This is a genomic window from Bradyrhizobium sp. Mp27, assembly GCF_029953005.1.
Lineage (GTDB): Bacteria > Pseudomonadota > Alphaproteobacteria > Rhizobiales > Xanthobacteraceae > Bradyrhizobium > Bradyrhizobium barranii.
This window is the reverse complement of record NZ_JASAUS010000002.1, coordinates 77,708-93,617: the sequence shown is the minus strand read 5'-3', so window position 1 is coordinate 93,617 and position 15,910 is coordinate 77,708. Positions and strand designations below refer to the sequence as shown.

General features: G+C 64.7%; 13 protein-coding genes and 2 pseudogenes. 7 read left to right on the top strand and 8 right to left on the bottom strand.

From position 1 onward, the window contains the following. Positions 1 to 120: 120 nt before the first annotated feature. The 5 genes and pseudogenes from QJT78_RS02030 (at position 121) to QJT78_RS02010 (ending at position 3,473) form a co-directional block, all read left to right on the top strand. Complete coding sequence (locus tag QJT78_RS02030; protein WP_038941814.1) at positions 121 to 582, top strand: (2Fe-2S)-binding protein; 462 nt, start codon at positions 121 to 123, stop codon at positions 580 to 582. A 1-nt stretch (position 583) separates the two neighbouring features. Continuing rightward, a complete protein-coding gene (locus QJT78_RS53105) occupies positions 584 to 1,924 on the top strand; it encodes a molybdopterin cofactor-binding domain-containing protein (RefSeq protein ID WP_348652384.1) in 1,341 nt (446 codons plus the stop codon). Continuing rightward, a pseudogene (locus tag QJT78_RS02020) lies at positions 1,882 to 2,250 on the top strand (xanthine dehydrogenase family protein molybdopterin-binding subunit); the annotation flags it as partial. The gene QJT78_RS53105 and the pseudogene QJT78_RS02020, both read left to right, overlap by 43 nt. Before the next feature lie 48 nt (positions 2,251 to 2,298). Beyond that, positions 2,299 to 2,832 (top strand): molybdopterin cofactor-binding domain-containing protein, encoded by a 534-nt coding sequence (locus QJT78_RS02015; RefSeq protein ID WP_348652385.1) that lies wholly within the window; start codon positions 2,299 to 2,301, stop codon positions 2,830 to 2,832. A gap of 8 nt (positions 2,833 to 2,840) precedes the next feature. Then, positions 2,841 to 3,473, top strand: coding sequence for a hypothetical protein (locus QJT78_RS02010; RefSeq protein WP_038941813.1), 633 nt, complete (start codon positions 2,841 to 2,843; stop codon positions 3,471 to 3,473). On the opposite strand, the gene QJT78_RS02005 is transcribed toward QJT78_RS02010, so the two are convergent. After that, the gene (locus QJT78_RS02005; protein ID WP_244433251.1) at positions 3,424 to 4,242 is read right to left on the bottom strand and encodes a metallophosphoesterase family protein; all 819 of its coding nucleotides are present in this window, start codon (positions 4,240 to 4,242) and stop codon (positions 3,424 to 3,426) included. The genes QJT78_RS02010 and QJT78_RS02005 overlap by 50 nt on opposite strands. A gap of 261 nt (positions 4,243 to 4,503) precedes the next feature. On the opposite strand from QJT78_RS02005, the gene QJT78_RS02000 reads away from it, so the two are divergent. Continuing rightward, a complete protein-coding gene (locus QJT78_RS02000; protein WP_028147124.1) occupies positions 4,504 to 6,198 on the top strand; it encodes a GMC oxidoreductase in 1,695 nt (564 codons plus the stop codon). A gap of 65 nt (positions 6,199 to 6,263) precedes the next feature. Here the strand turns inward: QJT78_RS02000 and QJT78_RS01995 are convergent, their stop codons facing one another. The 3 genes and pseudogenes from QJT78_RS01995 to QJT78_RS01985 all read right to left on the bottom strand — a co-directional run bounded on the left by QJT78_RS01995 (position 6,264) and on the right by QJT78_RS01985 (position 10,799). Beyond that, complete coding sequence (locus QJT78_RS01995; RefSeq protein WP_038944433.1) at positions 6,264 to 7,928, bottom strand: carboxylesterase family protein; 1,665 nt, start codon at positions 7,926 to 7,928, stop codon at positions 6,264 to 6,266. Positions 7,929 to 7,953: 25 nt separating this feature from the next. Further along, positions 7,954 to 9,438 carry a carboxylesterase family protein gene (locus QJT78_RS01990; protein ID WP_028147125.1) on the bottom strand — a complete coding sequence of 495 codons (1,485 nt, stop codon included), beginning with the start codon at positions 9,436 to 9,438 and terminating at the stop codon, positions 7,954 to 7,956. Between the two features lie 21 nt (positions 9,439 to 9,459). After that, positions 9,460 to 10,799: pseudogene (locus tag QJT78_RS01985) on the bottom strand (MFS transporter). Positions 10,800 to 11,007: 208 nt separating this feature from the next. Between QJT78_RS01985 and QJT78_RS01980 the strand changes: the two are divergent. Further along, the gene (locus tag QJT78_RS01980; RefSeq protein WP_028147127.1) at positions 11,008 to 11,658 is read left to right on the top strand and encodes a TetR/AcrR family transcriptional regulator; all 651 of its coding nucleotides are present in this window, start codon (positions 11,008 to 11,010) and stop codon (positions 11,656 to 11,658) included. 197 nt (positions 11,659 to 11,855) lie between these two features. On the opposite strand, the gene QJT78_RS01975 is transcribed toward QJT78_RS01980, so the two are convergent. The 4 genes from QJT78_RS01975 to QJT78_RS01960 form a co-directional block, all read right to left on the bottom strand. Then, positions 11,856 to 12,641: an ABC transporter permease gene (locus QJT78_RS01975; RefSeq protein WP_028147128.1), complete on the bottom strand. Its 786-nt coding sequence runs from the start codon at positions 12,639 to 12,641 to the stop codon at positions 11,856 to 11,858. Further along, positions 12,638 to 13,450, bottom strand: a complete 813-nt coding sequence (locus QJT78_RS01970; RefSeq protein ID WP_049807861.1) for an ABC transporter permease — start codon at positions 13,448 to 13,450, stop codon at positions 12,638 to 12,640. Before QJT78_RS01970 ends, QJT78_RS01975 begins: the two co-directional genes overlap by 4 nt. Before the next feature lie 68 nt (positions 13,451 to 13,518). Beyond that, on the bottom strand, positions 13,519 to 14,565 hold the full coding sequence (locus QJT78_RS01965; RefSeq protein WP_028147130.1) for an ABC transporter substrate-binding protein: 1,047 nt from the start codon (positions 14,563 to 14,565) through the stop codon (positions 13,519 to 13,521). A 28-nt stretch (positions 14,566 to 14,593) separates the two neighbouring features. Next, positions 14,594 to 15,901 carry an FAD-binding oxidoreductase gene (locus QJT78_RS01960; protein ID WP_028147131.1) on the bottom strand — a complete coding sequence of 436 codons (1,308 nt, stop codon included), beginning with the start codon at positions 15,899 to 15,901 and terminating at the stop codon, positions 14,594 to 14,596. Positions 15,902 to 15,910 lie beyond the last annotated feature (9 nt).

The window sequence follows — 15,910 nt, the reverse complement described above, 5'->3', positions numbered from 1 at the left end:
TTTGACAGCATCGGCGCTTGCGCGGCACGCTGACCACGCCGGTTCAACCTTCGACGGCGCTCGCTGGAGCGTGCCAGTTCGACCTCACGTCCCGCGAGGACGCGCGAAAGGAACATCGACATGATCGAGCTCACGGTCAACGGGACCAAGCGCCAGGTCGACGTCGTTCCCGAGATGCCCCTGCTCTGGGTGCTCCGCGACGAGCTCGGTATCACCAGTCCGAAATACGGCTGCGGCGTCGCGCAATGCGGTGCCTGCACCGTCCAGATCGACGGAGCCGCCGTGCGATCCTGCCAGGCCCGCATCGGCGATCTCGCCGGCAGGTCAGTCGTCACGCTCGAAGGGCTGGACAACAGGGAGCAGCATCCCGTTCTGCAGGCCTGGATTGAACATCAGGTTCCGCAGTGTGGCTACTGCCAGACCGGCCAGATCATGCAGGCCATCTCGCTGCTCGGATTGATCGACAAACCGACGGACGAGGACATCAACGAGGTGATGTCCGGCAATTTGTGCCGTTGCGGTACCTACCCGCGCATCCGCACCGCGATCCACGCGGCTGCCGCAAAGATGGCGGGGAAGTGAAATGGGACTTCAGACGCTTTCCCGCCGGGCTTTTGTCTTCGGCTCCGCCGCGGTCGCCGGCGGCATCGCTTTCGGCTCCTACAGCGACGCAGCGCAGGCCGCGACGGCCGGGGACAATCCACTGATCGCGGGCCTTGCGCCGAACTCCGTGACCTTCAATCCCTGGGTCGAGATCAGCCCCGAAAAAATCACGCTAATCGCCCAGCACGCCGACATCGGCCAGGGTGTCGGCTCGGTGCAGCCGATCATGATCGCCGAAGAGATGGACCTCGAGCCCGGCCAGTTCGAAGTCCGGTTTGCAGGCCCGAGCCCGGCGTATTTCAACACCGGCTTCGCCGACGAGTTCGCGCCGTTCGTGGCTGCGGACCAAAGTCCCGCCGCCGAGGAAGCGCGCGCCAAGACGCTCGAATGGCTCAGAGAGTCCGGCCTGCAGATGACCGGCGGGTCGAGCACGGTGCCGGACACCTATGAAAAGCTGCGCGTTGCCGGCGCGGTCGCGCGCGAGACGCTGAAGGCCGCCGCTGCCAAGCGTTCGGGTGTCGCCGTGGCCGACCTGCGCACCCAATCAGGCCATGTGATCCTGCCCAACGGCACCAAGATCGCCTACGTCGATCTCTCCGTGGACGCCGCAAAGATTCCGCCGGTGCTCGATGCCAAGCCGCGCGATCCGTCGAAATGGCGCATGCTGGGCAAGCCGATGATGCGCCTCGACGTTCGCGCGAAGGTCATGGGTGAGCTGAAGTTCGGCATCGACCAGAAGATGGACGGCATGCTGTATGCCGCCGTCAAGCTGAACCCTGGCAAGGGCCAGCCCCTGAAGTCATACGACGCCAGCAAGGCGCGATCGATGCCGGGGGTCAAGACAATCCTCGAAATCAAGAATGGCGTCGCGGTGATCGCCACGAACAGCTGGTACGCGATGAAGGCGGTCGACGCCGTCACTTGCGAGTGGGCACCCTCGGCCTATCCCGCCGAACAGGCCGAGCATTGGAAGGTTCTGGAATCCTCGTTCAAGCCTGAATTCCTCGGCAAGGAGTGGCGGAAGATCGGCGATATCGAAGCCGGGCTGAAGACGGGCAAGCTTGTCGAGGCCGAATATCGCGCGCCCTATCTGGGGCATCAGCCGCTCGAGCCGTTGAACGGGATCGGCCTCGTCACCGACAAGGGGATGGAGATCTGGGTCGGCCATCAGAGCCCCCGTTTCGTGCAGTATGTCGCGGCGACGGCGATCGGCCTCAGCCGGAACAGGTCACCTTCCACAATCAGTGGACGGGTGGAAGCTTTGGCCACCGTCTCGAGTACGAGAACGTCCGCGTTCTCGCCGAGATCGCCAATCAGATGAAGGGAACGCCGATCAAGCTGGTGTTCTCGCGCGAGGAGGATTTCCTCCAGGACATTCCGCGGCAGATTGCGATCGCCCGGCACCGAGGCAGCATCGACAAGAGCAAGATCGTCGCAGCCGATCTGCAACTGGCCTCGACTGCTCCGCTCAAGGGGCTGCTCGAGCGTTCGGGCACACCCTCGAAGGATCCCGACGGGCAATTGGCTGCCGGCCTGTGGAATGTCTACTACGACATCCCCAATTTCCGGGCCACGAGCTACGAGGCGCAGGGACTTTCGCCGAGCACCACGTGGCGGTCGGTCGGCGCCTCGACATCGGGCTTCTTCACCGAAAGCTTCATCGACGAGCTGATCCACGCGGCGGGTCTCGATCCCATGAAGGCGCGCATCGCGATGTGCACCGTGCCGCATTATCGCAAGGTGCTGGAAACGGTCGCGGAGATGTCGGACTGGAAGGGACCACTCGGAAACGGCAGGGGCCGCGGCGTCGCGTTCGTTGAATCCTTCGGTACACCGACAGCCGAAGTCGTCGAAGTCACGAAGACGGAGCGAGGCATCAGGATCGACAAGGTCTGGGTCGCTGTCGACGTCGGCAAGGTGGTCGATCCCGTCAACTTCGAGAACCAGGTGCAGGGCGGCGTCATCTGGGGCCTCGGCCACGCCATCAATTGCGAGCTCACCTACGCCAAGGGCGCGGTGCAGCAGACCAATTACAATCACCACGAAGCGATGCGGATCTACCAATGCCCCGTCATCGAAGTTCGCGGGCTCGAGAACGATCCCAAGGTGAGAGGCGTCGGAGAGCCGCCTGTTCCGCCAGCCGCCCCCGCACTCGCCAACGCGATCTTCGCCGCGACCGGGCAGCGCATCCGCGAAATGCCTTTCAACAAGTTCATCGATTTCGTGTGAGGCGAGCCATGAAGAGTTCTCTCATTGCGCTCGTTCTCGCCGCTTCGCCAATTGCGGCTCTCACCGGGTTAGTCGCGGCCAAGGACGAAGCGAACAAGGACGCTTTGCCGCCGGGCAGCGTCAGCCGCGCCGAGGGTCTGGAGGCCTGGAAGCGGATTGAAGCCGTGGTGACCCATCCGCGCTGTGCCAACTGCCACGTCGACGCCAAGGCCATACCGATCTGGACGCCGGCAGGCGAAACCAGGCCGCGCGTGCACGGCATGAACATCCACGGCGGCGACAGCCGCATCGGAGCCGAGAAGGTCGCCTGCTCGACCTGTCACATGACCTCCACCCAGGCGAACGACCCGGCGCCGTCACCACCGCGTGCCGGCATCGACTGGCAGCTGGCGCCGGTCGAGTTCATCTGGTTCGGCAAGAGCGGCGCCGAGATCTGTACGCAGCTGAAGGACCCCAAGCGCAATGGCGGCCGCGACGCCGTGGGCCTGCTGGCGCATTTGCGGCACGACGCATCCTTGAACGGCTTCATCCCGCGCGGATGGGCGCCCGGAGCCGGCCGCACGACGCCGCCGGGCACCTTCGAGGACCACGTCAAGGACATGGCCCTGTGGGGCGCTGCAGGACAACCGTGTCCGAACTGACGGTCTTGCTGTTGCCATGGGGCAGGCCTACTCGCGCTGCACCCCAACCCGTCGCAATTGCGCTTGCCCAGCTGAGCATGCCCTTGGCTCGCGCCCGCGCAGCCATGGCCGTGGTGTCATAGGGCACGTAGCGGATCGCCGCGGACCAGCCTGCGCCGGCATGCTCCAGGATCGCGTAGCACGCATGCGGCGTACCGACCTCGACCACGTAGGGAACGGGCGCCTTCCCTTCATAACCAGGCAAGCCGACGCTGCCGGGATTCACGACCAGCCGTCCATCCCTCAAACGCACCACGCGCGGAATGTGGGTGTGGGCGCACAGGATGATCTCGGCGTCGATCCCCTCAGCTTCAGCCTCGATTGCGTCGATGCCGCTTGGGCGCGGGCAGCCGTCTTCGGCGATGTGGTCGAGCCAGAAAGCAGCGTCATCCCTTGGCGATCCATGGCACAGAAACACCCGTCCCTGATACGTGAGCGTGGACGGCATATTTGCCATCCAGTCGAAGTGCTTGCGCGCGAGCTCGCGGAAATCGCTGCGAGCGGAGCCGCCGGCCTGCCAGAGCTCGACGAGGATTCGATCCTGATCGCCCCGTATCGAGGGAAAGCCTCGCGCCATCAACAGGTCCGCTGTCCTGGCTGCCTCGAGCGGGCCACTGACGTGGTCGCCGAGATTCACGACCTCGTCGATGCCGGCCCTGGCGATGTCCGCAAGAACGGCTTCAAGTGCCGGACGATTCCCATGCACGTCCGCGATGGCAGCAAATCTCATTTGGCCCTCCCACTCGGAATGGCCGATCATTCTCGCTATGCGGGGGATGCAGGACTGGCTAGTCAATTTAGCTACGTCTCTTTAGCTGCATTTGTAGAAGCGCCCGCAAGCTGAGGATCAAATCGGCGCTGGCGGAAGATTTACACGATCGTGGTTGCCAGGCAAGCGATGCGAGTTACGAACTGTCGCGGCAATGCCGACGTGACCTCGGGAAAATAACACGCTACGTTTCCCGGAGAAGACCAAGAGGAAACGCCAATCGTGTACGACTTCATTATCGTCGGCGGCGGCTCGGCGGGGTCCGTGCTGGCCCACCGGCTCTCCGCAAAGAGCGCCAACAAGGTCCTGCTGTGCGAGGCCGGACAGGACACACCGCCCGGCAACGAGCCCGCAGAGATCAGGGACAGCTATCCGGGCACGGCCTATTTCGATCCCCGCTTCCACTGGACCGAACTCAAGGTCACGACCCAGATCGTCAGCCACAACAATCCGAACGAAGCGCGTCCTCCTTTACGCAAATACGAGCAGGCGCGCGTGCTCGGCGGCGGCTCATCGATCAACGGCCAGATGGCCAATCGCGGTGCACCGACCGACTACGATGAATGGGACGCGCGGGGCGCCGACGGCTGGAGCTGGAATGACGTGCTGCCCTTCTTCAAGAAGGTCGAGCGCGACCTCGATTTCGACGGGCCGTACCACGGCAAGGACGGCAAAATTCCGGTACGCAGAATTCCGCGTGAACACTGGACGCGGCATTCGCAGGCGTTCGCCGATGCCTTCCAGCAGGCCGGCCATCAGTTCGTGCCGGACCAGAACGGCGAGTTCGTCGACGGCTATTTTCCGGTGACGCATTCCAATCAGGCCGAGCAACGCGTCTCGGCCGCGATGGGTTATCTCGATCGTGACACGCGCAAGCGCGCCAATCTCACCATCTCCACCAAGACGCAGGTGAGAGAGCTGCTGTTCGAAGGCAAGCAATGCGTCGGCGTGAAGGCGATGGTCGACGGACGGGAACAGGAATTCCGCGGCCGCGAGATCATCCTCTCCAGCGGCGCGATCCATTCGCCGGCGCATCTCCTGCGCGCCGGCATCGGCCCGGTCGGTCATCTCAAGGATATGGGCATTCCGGTCCTGATGGGGCTGGCAGGCGTCGGCCAGCGCCTGATGGATCATCCCTCGATTTCGCTGTCGTCCTTTGTCCGCCGCGGCGCGCGCATGAACGAGCACACCAGGCGCCACATGCAGCTTGGCCTGCGCTATTCATCCGGGCTGTCGGGTGTACCGAAGGGCGACATGTTCGTCGTCCTGCTCAGCAAATCGGCCTGGCACGCCGTCGGCGAGCAGATCGGCTCGCTGCTGACCTTCGTCAACAAGACCTATTCCGAGACCGGACAGGTCAAGCTCGCCTCGCGCGATCCCGCCGCCGAGCCGATCGTCGAGTTCAATCTGCTGTCCGACCGCCGCGATCTCGATCGCCTGATGAGCGGCTTCCGCAAGATGGCGGCCGTGCAGATGAGCGACGTGGTGAAAGCGGTGACGGACAAGCCGTTTCCGGCCGCCTACACGGACAAGGTGCGCAAGATCGGTGTGGTCAATGCCAAAAACAGGATCCTGACCAAGATCGCCGCGACCTTGATGGACGGGCCGGCGGCGCTGCGCCACTACCTGATCGACAATTACGTCGTCGAAGGTTTCACCTTCGACCAGGTGATGAACGACGACGATGCGCTGGAAGCCTTCGTCCGCAAGGCGACCATCGGGGTGTGGCACGCCTCGTGCTCATGCCGCATGGGCCGGGCCGACGATCCGATGGCGGTGGTCGATAATCAAGGCCGCGTCAAAGGCGTTCAGGGCCTGCGCGTCGTCGACGCCTCGATCTTCCCCGTGGTGCCGTGCGCCAACACCAATTTTCCGGTGCTGATGTCGGCGGAGAAGATCGCTGCGGCGATGCAGTGAGCGGCGGCCTTCGAGGCAAGAGCTGGATGGCCGGGACAACAAGCCCGGCCTGATGCTGGGGAATCTCAGTCCCGCGAGACCCGTGGCGTCGAGGGCGTGACATTCGCCGGCGTGTGGAAGTCCAGCCGCGCCGCGTTCTCCTCGCGAACACCGGAATCGTCACCGAACTCGACATATTTCTGGGCGTTCTGATTCCACTGCGGCCACGGCGTTGCCGGCGTGCCGGGATTGCCGGTCCGTGCGAACGCAACCAGCGTATCCATCATGCGCTCGGACATGGCGCGATCGAATTCGGTCCAGACCCGCGTGGCGCGAAATTTGTTGAAGGCGTCCTGGGTCCCGAACCAATAGGGCACGTCCGAGGTGTGGTAGGCGCCGATCTTCTGCGGGCTGTCGAAGAACTGGACGTCCTTTGCAAACGGTTGCACGCGGGAGAACATATACATGTAGAACGGCGCCTTGCCGGTCTTCGCCTGCGCCAAGGCCCAGTTGCGCGTGCCGATCTCGACCAGCCCCTCGCGTGCGGCGAGCGGTCCCATCACCTTGGCCTCTTCGTCGGTCTTCGCCGGATAGAGCGCGAGGAAACGATCGGCCTGATCGCCGTAGAGTTTTCGCGCAGCGGCGACATAACCTTCCAGATTGGCCGCGGTGCGGAGGTCGTTGGAGCTTTCGTCGCTGGTAAAGCCCGCGACGGTTGCGACATCGTTCTGCTTCCCTGCGGCAAAGATGTTCGGCACGGTGTCGGGCAGGACGTAGCCGTCGATGTCGGGCGTCACCGCAATCGTTCCGGCGCAGCCGAGCTGACAATCCTTCTGGATTGCCAGGATCTTGTCGGCCTGGATCAGCCGCATCTCGGCGAGCGAGGACGCACCGAGCGCCGTCTGCACGTCAAGACCGATCTTCTCGGCGGCCGGCAGCGCCGGGAATTTGAAGCGATTGTCGAACATGCTGAGACTCATCGCGAAGCCGCGATGGAACAGGCCCTTCGCCAGCGGGCTCGCCTCCAGCGCGGAGACCGACATGGCGCCCGCGGACTGCCCGGTGATGGTGACGTTGTCGGGATCGCCGCCGAACGTCGCAATGTTGCGCTTGATCCATTGCAGCGCCGCGACCTGGTCCATCAGGCCGTAATTGCCGGAAGCACGATGCGGCGATTCTGCGGTCAGCTCGGGATGGGCGAGATTGCCCAAGATGCCGACGCGGTAATTGAAGCTGACGAAGATCGTACCCTTCCTGGCGACATTCTCGCCGTCATACATCGCCATGCCGCTGGAGCCGAGCGTGAAGCCGCCGCCATAGATCCAGACCACCACCGGCAACTTTGCGCCCGCTTTCGCGTCAGGGCTCGCCCAGATGTTCAGATAGAGGCAATTCTCGCTGGTCGCCTCCTCGCCGAAATAATGATTGAGGTTGTGCCGGCGCAGCACCTGGATGCATTCGGGCGCCAGCCGGTCGGCGTGATAGGTGCCTTTCCAGGCCTCGACTTTCTGCGGCTCGCGCCAGCGCAGATCGCCGAGCGGCGGCGCAGCATAGGGGATGCCGAAATACGCCTTCACGCCGGACGGCAGCACCTTACCGGAGACAGCGCCGCTATCGATGCCGACGGGATCTTCGGGGATCGGCGTCAGGACGACCTGCGCCGGCGCCGGCGAGGCCGCCAGCACAGAGAGGATCGAGGCTATCGCAAGAATCGCGCGCGGGAGCACGCGCCCGCTGTCTGAAACGCTCATCCGGTCTCCCCTTTTTCTTTTCTTGTCAGGCCACCACTTCGGGACGGGACTGTTCGGTCAGCTCCGCCCACACGCGGAAGCGCGCGCCGTCATTGAGAGGCACAATATGGAACGGCTGGCCGAAGATCGCGAGCGGCTCATGGCCCGGCTCGAACCGCGGCCAGGCTTGAGCGATATCCGGCCTGCCGGTCGTGACGAAGCGCAAGACGCTCACCTGAAACCGCGCGGCGACATCAATGTCGGCCGGCGTCATCGGCCCGCCCTTGCGCCTGAGGATCGGCCGATCGATGAAATCAGGCAGATGCGCCCACAGGCAGGCGTTGTCCGCACCATGGGTTGGTCCCTGCGACAGGAACGGCTCCAGCGCCGGGCGATGATCGAACCGGCTCAACCACACCGCGCCGCCTGCCGCAGCATGACGCCGCGCGAGATCGGCCATGGGGCGATGCCAGAACGCATCCGACAACAGCGCCTCGTACGGATCCTCGTCGAGGCGCGCGTTGGCGCGATAATAGGATAGCAGCCGGCACCAGCCGGCATCGCCGAACGTCGCGCGCACTTGTCGCTCGGTGGTGCGGATCATCGCCGCCGGCGGCGCGCTCTTCAGGAACATCACCATCTCGTCGCGGCAGGAGCCGAGCCAGAACGGAATGTCGCGCAAGGTTCCGTCGGCGAAGACTTCGCGCGGCTCGCGCGGGATGACCGTGCCGTCGAGCACCGGGCCGAACACGGTGCCTGCATCGGTCTCGTCCGCGAGCCTGCGTCCGATGCGCTCTACCGTCGCGAACAGCTTTGGCAGCGGCACGGACGCAATCGCGCTGGGATCGCGCGCAAGCTCGAGCTCCTCGAGCACGTGGCGCGCGACATCGTCGGCATGCCCCGCACTCATGATGTCGCGCCCGGGCGCGCTCAGCGCGAGCGCACGGATAAACTTGCCCCTCGCCTGCGGCAGGGTTGCGAGCGCGATCACCATGGAGGCGCCGGCGGATTGTCCCGACAGCGTAATCGCATCCGGATCGCCGCCGAAGTTCGCGATGTTGGCCCGGACCCAATCGAGCGCTGCGAGCGTATCCTGGAGCGCGAGGTTGTTGGCTTCGGTGAGGCCGTAGCGATGCAGTTGCAGGAAGCCGAGCGGCCCGAGCCGGTAGTTGATGGTGACAATGACGGCCGGACCGTGGACGGCGAGGAAGGAGCCGTCATAGTCGGCGCCGCCGCCGGTGACGAAGGCGCCGCCATGGATGAAGAACTTGACCGGCAGCGGGTGATCCGCCGCCGGCGCCCAGATGTTCAGGCTGAGGCAGGATTCCTCGTCAGCATGATCGAGATGGCCGGGCTGCGGCGCGTAAGCGCCGTAGTCCGTGCATTGGCGCGGCTCCGTCCACGCGAGCGGCGGTGTCGCCCTGGCAAAACGCCGCGTGGTCGCGAACGGCACGCCCTTGAAGGCGCGTAGGCCGTTCTGCTCGGCGCCGATGATCGGCCCGCTCGTGGTCGAAACTGCTTTGGTCAACATGCGACTTTCACTCATCCTGACTCAGGCGCGCTGCTTGCCGAGATCGGCGATGTCGACATTGTGGGTTTCGCGCGCCGTGGCCGCTGATGCCGCCGAGATCACGCAGCAGCAGGCAACGAAGATTGCCACGGGAATCCAGCCGTTCGGCCCTTCGCCGACCAGGCTCGCACTCACCAGCGGCGTGAAGCCGGCGGCGAGGAAGCCGAGCTGCGTGCCGATCGCCGTGCCGGAGTAACGCACGCGCGCGTCGAACATCTCCGCATAGAACGACGGCCAGATCGCGTTCGGCGCGGCGTAGATGACGCCCGAGAGGATCATCGCCGCGGCGAAGATCGCCAGCGTATTCCCTGATGTCACCAGCATGAAGTACGGGAACACCAGCACCGCACAGCCGAGCACGCCACCGATGAACACCGGCTTGCGGCCGATCCTGTCGGCCAGCAGCGCCCACAGCGGCTGGTGATCAGCGCGGTGACATTGCCGAGCACGCCGGCCCACAGCATGGTCGGGCGGGCGACGCCGAACTTGCTGGTGGCATAGCCGAGCGCGAATACCGCGGTCATCGTGCTCACGGTGGCGATCAGCGCACAGACGATCACGCGCAGCACGTCCTGCCAGTAGTCGCGCAAGAGCGTAACGACGGGAAAGCGCGCCACCTGCGCCTTGTCCTTGATGTCTTCGACGACAGGCGTTTCCGGCATGGTCCTCCGCACCAGGTAGGCGACCAGCAGCACGAGCGCGGAGAGCAGGAACGGAATGCGCCAGCCCCAGCTCAACAACTGGTCTTCCGGCAGGCTCGACACCGGGATGAACACCAGTGTTGCAAGGATCGCGCCGGCCTGGGTGCCGCTCAGGGTCCAGCTCGTGAAGAAGGCGCGGTTCGAATTGGCGGAATGCTCCAGCGTCAGCGAGTTGGCTCCGCTCTGCTCGCCGGCAGCCGACAGGCCCTGCAACAGGCGGAGCAGCGTCAGGATGACAGGCGCGGCGTTGCCGATCGTCTTGGCATCCGGCAACAGGCCGATCGCCAGCGTCGAGCCGCCCATCAGCACCAGCGTGAACAAGAGCACCGTCTTGCGGCCGATACGGTCGCCGAAATGGCCGAGGATGACGGCCCCGACCGGGCGCGCGATATAGCCGATACCGAAGGAGAGCAACGCGAGCAGCGTCGCGGTCGAGGGATCGACGTTGGCGAAGAACACTTTCGGAAAGATCAGCGCCGCAGCGGTGCCGTAGATGAAGAAGTCGTAGTATTCGAGCATGCTGCCGACGAAGCTGACCAGCGCGGCGCGCTTCGGCAGCTTGTTCGGCATGGCTTCCGCGCTGGATGATGCGCGCAGCGGTGCGGTTGACGTCAACGTCATTGAAAGCTCCTCCCCATGTGGCCGGTGCGGTTCGCGTCAGGCAGATCGCCTCGCGCGCGTTTTCTGGTTCTGGTTGCCGCAACTTTGGTCTGGAGCGATAATGTACGAACTAGTACGTTTATGCAATACGCATTGGATCAGTGCCCCGACGGGTGAAATTTGCCTTCACCTTCAAGGTGATCCGTGGAAACTGGCGGGAGAAACAGTGATGCTCGAGCGCATGCCGCCCCCATCGAAGCGCACCAACGACCCCGAGCGCACCAAGCGCGACATCCTCGAAGTGGCGATGGCCGAATTCGCTTCGGAGGGCTATTCCGGCGCCCGCGTCGATGCGATCGCGGCGCGCACGCGCACATCCAAGCGGATGATCTATTACTATTTCGGCGGCAAGGAGCAGCTCTATCTCGCGGTGCTGGAGGAGGCCTATCGCAGCATCCGCGCGCTGGAGGACCAGCTCGACATCGAAAGCTGCGACGCCCGCGAGGGACTGCGCCGGCTGATCGAGGCCACCTTCGACCATGACGAGCGCAATCCGAACTTCATCCGCCTCGTCAGCATCGAGAACATCCACCACGGCAAGCACCTGAAGCAGAATCTGCAACTGCGCCAGCTCAACGCCAGCGTGATCGCGACGCTCGACGGCATCCTCGCACGCGGTCGCGGCGAAGGCGTCTTCCGCGACGACGTCGACGCCATCGACCTGCACCTCGCCATCTCCTCCTACTGCTTCTTCCGCGTCGCCAACCGCCACACCTTCGGCGCCCTGTTCGACCGCGACCTCAGCGAGCCCAGGGTGCTGGCGACGAGCCGGACGCAGATCGTGGAGATGATCCTGGCGTGGCTTGGGGCGAAGGCTTAACAGCACACTCGCTGTCATTCCCCGCGACCCGGCTACGCCAAGGCTTCGCCGGGGCTGCGGTCCAGGGGCGCCGAAGCTTTAGCGTAGGCGGCAGGCGGGGAATCCAGTACGCCGCGGCCTAGCGAGGAACCACTACCGGCTCTGGAATACTGGATCACCCGCTTTCGCGGGTGATGAAGGCGGAGACCGGTGCCCCCTCACCCGCCCTTCTTGCCCCGCGTGCTCGCCAACAGCACCAGCATGAACGACGCCATCGTCATCAGCGTCGAGATCGCGGCAATGGTCGGGTCGATCTCGTCGCGGAGCGCGGTGAACATGCGCTTGGTCAGCGGCTGATACTGGCCGCCGGAGATGAACAGCGCGACGATGGTCTCGTCCATCGCCGAGATGAAGGCGAAGATGCCGCCCGCGACCACGCTCGACTTGATCTGCGGCAGCGTCACCGCGAAGAAGCTGCGCAGGCGGTTCATGCCGAGGCTGCGCGCCACCATCTCCTGCGCCGGATCGAAGCTCTGCAAGCCCGCAAGCACCGAGATGACGACATAGGGCAGGCCCAGCATCACGTTCGCCAGCACGAGGCCGGGCATGGTCGCGACCAGGCCGACCTTTGCATAGACGAAGAAGATGCCGACCGCAGTGATGATGATCGGCACCACCAGCGGCAGCAGCAGCGCCATGTGGATGATGCGCATGATGCGCAGCTTTGACTGGCTGATCGCGTAGGCCGCCGCAACCCCGCACGGCGTTGCGATCAGGACAGTGAAGAAGGCGACCGTCAGCGTCACCCGCGTAGCCTGCATCCAGGCCGGATTGGCGAAATATTGCTGGTACCAGCGTAGCGAGAACGACGGCGGCGGGAACGTCAGGAAGCGCGCACTGGAGAACGAGATCGGCGCGATGATCAGGACGGGCAGGATCAGATAGACCAGCACCAGCGCGCTGATCACGTAGAGGATAATCCGTGCGGGCGAAGTGCGCGTCATTTCTGCCCCAACACGCGATCGAGCGAGATGAAGCGGCTGACGGCGAAGAAGATCAGGAGCACGCTCAGGAGCAGCACCACGGCGACCGCGCTCGCGGCGCCGAACTGGTTGTAGAGCTCGACATTGCGGCTCACCAGCATCGACACCATCACGGTGCGGCCGCCGCCGAGCAATTCCGGCGTGATGTAGAAGCCGAGGCAGAGCACGAACACCATGGTGCAGCCAGCGAGCACGCCCGGCAGCGACAGCGGCAGGAACACGCGGAAGAAGGTGAGCGACGGGCTCGCCCCCAGGCTCGCGCCGGCCTGCATCAAATCGCCGGGGATCTTCTGCATGGTGGCATAGAGCGGCAGCACCATGAACGGCAGCAGGATGTGCACGGTCGCAACCACCGTGCCGAACGTGTTGTGCACGAGCGCGAGCGGCTCGGAGATGACATCGAGATAGCGCAGGAACTGGTTGATCACACCGGTGCGCTGGAGCAGCGCCAGCCACGCATAGGCGCGCACCAGCACGGACGTCCAGAAGGGCAGCACCACCAGCGACAGGATCAGGATGCTCCACCCTTTCGGCACGGCGTTGGCGAGATAGGCCACGGGATAGCCGAGCAGCAGCGCGATGACTGTCACCGCGAGGCTGATCTCGAAGGTCAGCGCAAAGCTGCGCCAGTAGATGTCCTCGGTGAAGACCCGGCGATAGTTCTCCAGCGTGAAGCCGTCATGGTAGATCGACTGCCAGGCGAGCCAGCCGACCGGCAGCACGATCAGGAGAAGAATCACGAGCAGCGCCGGCGACACCAATGCCAGCATCAGCGCATGCTCGCGGCGCTGATGCTTTTGGGAGGAATCTGGCACGGATGTCGACAACGCTGCCTCGCTCACTTCTGCATGAACGACGCCCAGCGCTTCTCGGCGGCCTCGCCCGCGGGCGAGGACCACCAGGCGTAGGACATCAGCGCCTGCTTGGCCGCGTTCGCGGGCTCACTCGGCAATTGCGCGGCGCGCTCGGGCTTGATCACGCCGGTCTCGAACGCCTTCGGATTGCCCGGGCCGTACTCGATGTTGAGCGGCAGATTGGCCTGGTGCACGGGATCGACGGCCTCATTGAGGAACTTCACCGCGGTATCGAGATTCGGCGCGCCCTTGAGGATGCAGAGCGAGGTGCTCTGGAGGACGCCCTGGTTGTAGGTGAAGGAGACCTTTGCCCCCTCCTTGGCCACCGCGCTGACGCGGCCGTTCCAGGCCATCTCCATGTCGACCTCGCCGTCATTGAGGAGCTGCGCCGACTGCGCGCCCGAGGTCCACCACACCGTGATGTGCGGCTTGATCTCTTCCAGCTTCTTGAAGGCGCGGTCGACGTCGAGCGGGTAGAGCTTGTCGGGCGCGACGCCATCGGCCATCAGCGCGGCCTCGAGCGTCGCGAACGGATGGTTGCGCAGCGCGCGGCGGCCGGGAAATTTCTTCACGTCCCAGAAATCGGCCCAGCTGTTCGGCGCGTCCTTCGGGAAGGTCTTCTGGCTGTAGGACAGCACGCTGGAATAGAACTCGTATGACACCGAATAGGGACTGCGATAGGCCTCCGGCATCGCCGCGCCGTTTGGAATCTTCGAAAAGTCGAGCTTCTCGATCAGCCCCTGCTCGCCGCCGCGCAGGCAGTTTCCGGTCGGGGTGTCGACGACGTCCCAGATCGGCTTGCCGCTGCCGACCTGCGTCTTGATCGCTGGCCAGGCGTCGGGAATGGAGTCCTGGTTGATGGTGATGCCGAGCTTCTTGGCGGAGGGATCGAGGATCGCCACCGTCTGCGCCGCCTGATAGGCGCCGCCTTGCGAGACGAAGGTGATCTGCTCGGCGGCGCTCGCTGCAGTGGTAAATCCGATTGCGCCCAGCACGGCACAGCCCAATCCAAAATTTCGTGTCGTCGTCATCCTCGCCTCCTCCATCACCAAAGAGATCTCACTGACCGATCGCATCGAGAAACTGGTACCAGCCGGCGACCATGCGCACGGCGGGCTCGCGCAGCGGATAGAACGGGATCGCCTTCATGCGCCTGATATCGAGCAGCCCGACCTCCGGCGTCTCGCCGCGCACAAAGGCGGCGAGATAGCGGCCCATCAGGCTCGACATCGCAACACCCGCGCCGTTGTAGCCCATCGAGACCAGCGTGCGGTCGTCGAGCCGACCGATATGCGGCACCGAGTCCATCGTCATCGCGACGAGGCCCGACCATTTGTAGGCGAGCGGCACATCGGCGAGATCGGGGAAGATGCCGATCATCGCCTTGCGCAAGGCGTCGAAGGCAGCTTGCGAGTCCTGCTTGCCGAAGGCGCCGCGGCCGCCGAAGATGACGCGGTTGTCGACCATGCGGAACCAGCGCATCATGCGCTTGGTCTCGGTGTAGGTGCGCCCCGTCGGCATCAGCTTGCCCGCGAGATTGCGCGACAGCTGCTCGGTCGCAACCATGGCGCTGCGGAAAGGGATCAGCGTGCGCTGCATATGCGCGGTCGCACTGGTGAGGTCGGAGTAGCTGTTGGTGGCGATGATCGCCTGTTTCGCGCGCACCGCGCCTTGCGGCGTCTCGGCGACGATGCCGCCGTTCTCGCGCCGGAGTTTGACCACCGGCGACTCCTGGAAGATCGGAACGCCACGGCGCGCGACGCCATCGGCGAGCCCGCGCAGATAGTTCAGCGGATGGATGCCGCCGGAGCCGGGATTGAGCACGCCGCCGACGAAAATGTCGGAGCCGGTTTCGTCACGCACCCCACGCTTGTCGAGGATGCGGACTTCGGCGGAGCCCATCTCGCGCGTCATCCAGTTGGCTTCGTCGATCGCGGCCTTCAGCGTCGTCTCGTTATGCGCGGCCTTGACCTGGCCCGTGCGTGTCAGCGCCGCGCTGGCGATGCCGAATTCGGACACCAGCTCCTCGACCATGTCAGTCGATTCGTGCGCGATCTCGTACATGCGCTGCGCCATGGCGCGGCCATGGGCGGCGTCGATCTCGCGGAACGACAGCCGGAACTTCGCGGTGATCACCCCGCCATTGCGCCCGCTCGCGCCCCAACCGGGACGGTTCGCCTCCAGCACGACCGGCGACAGGCCGCTCTTGGCGATGTGGTGCGCCGCGGACAGGCCCGTGTAGCCTGCACCGATGATCACCACATCCGCCTGTCGCTCGCCCGACAGCACGGGAAACGCGCGCGCCGGCTCCGCCGTGGCTTCCCACAGCGAGTTGGCCGATGGCAGTGCGCTCCAGTCCCGTGTCATGCCGCCGCT